The sequence below is a fragment of the Enterobacter cloacae complex sp. IR5459 genome, from assembly GCF_049238005.1.
Taxonomy (GTDB): Bacteria; Pseudomonadota; Gammaproteobacteria; order Enterobacterales; family Enterobacteriaceae; genus Enterobacter; species Enterobacter hormaechei_C.
Genome location: NZ_JBMKIG010000058.1, coordinates 1 through 1,497 on the forward strand (window position 1 = coordinate 1; position 1,497 = coordinate 1,497).

The window sequence follows — 1,497 nt, forward strand, 5'->3', positions numbered from 1 at the left end:
CAAAGGTTACACCGACTGATGACGATGTAAGACCAACGCCTACGATAGTGAAGGTCTCAGACATATTTATTCCGTGTGTAGTTGGTTCAGGCCCTTGGGACGATTTAACAAGTAGGCGTGTCGATGATGATTCCCGGGGCCTGAAAGTAAAAAAGCCAGTGACAAGCTGGCAAGATGAATAAGTAGATGCATTTATTCCAAAGATATTATCTTCGGTATAGGCTAAGTTTTATAAGTACTGAATGAGATTACAATTAGGGAAAAATCATTTAAAATCATACACGCTGAAGCATATATATTTAAAAGGAGAGTGTATGAGTAGCATGCTTGACCCACAGCAATACAACAAGGATATGCGAGAAAAGCAAATTGACCTCATGCTTGCTGCAATGGGGCCAACTAATGAAAAACCGGCTTTTATTATGGCTTTAATGATTAAACACTCTGATAATCCGGTAGCAACTATCAACGAGATTGGCGATTGCATCAGTGCGGTCTACGCAGCTGGCGAAAACACCGATAACTCAGCGGGTTCAACGTTCAGCGAAATGAAGAACATGTATAGCCAAGCCGTGAGCATTTACCACAAAATTAAAGATATCTAGTAAAGCAAACCCCGCATCATTGCGGGGTTTTTAAAGGTATTAATAAATAAATAGCCCAAGGAGTTAACCTCAGGCTATAAAATTCGCTTACCACTAGTGCACGCAACATTGGCACAATATCAGATTTACATGAAATATATGCGTTTCAGTTCGGTTTTGCAAGACTTACATCTAAATTTGTCGCCTTTTGTTGTGAACGTGATCGCGTTACTGAGATAAGCGCACCGCTATCGAGTCGCTTAAAGCTGTTACGCATAGCCAGCCAGTGAGGCAGATAGGTTTCTGTCCAGGTGGATTTCGCAACACCCGCCAGCTCCGCCAGCGCCTGGTATTCGTAAGTCTCATGGCCAGCCAGCTCCGCTTTCACATCCTGCGCCGCCAGCCAGATAAGTTTCTTCAGGCGTTCCATCGTCTTGCTGGCCACCTTCTTCGCGCCGAGCTGTTCCAGGAACTCTACCCACGCCCACTGAGTGATCGCCACCTGGTACTCGAAGCGGATATTCTCGCTGTAGTTCCACAGCAGCCACGCTTTCTGATGGTCTTCCAGCGACAGGACAGCGCGGCGCCAGGATGCGGTCACGAACTCAACCGGGCCCACCAGCGCGATGGATGAGCCTTTGGCGCGGGACTGACTGCCGCTCATCGGCGGACCTTCCGGATTGACCATCCGCTGCTTATCCTTGTCGAATACCTTTTTCCGTCCCCGGCTTCGCGCCGTCGCGGTGAATTGCGCGTTCTCGGCGAAAGCTACCAGTTGCCCTTTCGTCGCCCCGCTAAGATCTGCGGTCGCCACAATTAGCTGCTGACGTACGTATTCCAGTTGCTGACTGTTCATGCGGCTTCCTTCTGTGGCTGGTTGTTTTTTGTCTGGCTGTGCTTTGCTATTGGCGGC

The 1,497-nt window shown here is 48.4% G+C and carries 3 protein-coding genes; 2 read left to right on the forward strand and 1 reads right to left on the reverse strand.

The genetic code is table 11. From position 1 onward, the window contains the following. Window positions 1–182 (forward strand): hypothetical protein (locus ACOTX4_RS25885; RefSeq protein WP_421635511.1); only part of this gene is annotated, 182 nt, incomplete at its 5' end. Window positions 183–314: 132 nt separating this feature from the next. After that, window positions 315–605, forward strand: coding sequence for a hypothetical protein (locus ACOTX4_RS25890; protein WP_063859043.1), 291 nt, complete (start codon window positions 315–317; stop codon window positions 603–605). A gap of 145 nt (window positions 606–750) precedes the next feature. Here the strand turns inward: ACOTX4_RS25890 and ACOTX4_RS25895 are convergent, their stop codons facing one another. Continuing rightward, window positions 751–1,440 carry a bacteriophage antitermination protein Q gene (locus tag ACOTX4_RS25895; RefSeq protein WP_063859044.1) on the reverse strand — a complete coding sequence of 230 codons (690 nt, stop codon included), beginning with the start codon at window positions 1,438–1,440 and terminating at the stop codon, window positions 751–753. Between the last annotated feature and the right edge of the window lie 57 nt (window positions 1,441–1,497).

What these genes read in the sequence shown, in the direction of transcription:
- ACOTX4_RS25890 (WP_063859043.1), top strand. Translation starts at nt 315, where the DNA reads ATGAGTAGCATGCTTGACCCACAGCAATACAACAAGGATATGCGAGAA.
- ACOTX4_RS25895 (WP_063859044.1), bottom strand. Translation starts at nt 1,440, where the DNA reads ATGAACAGTCAGCAACTGGAATACGTACGTCAGCAGCTAATTGTGGCG.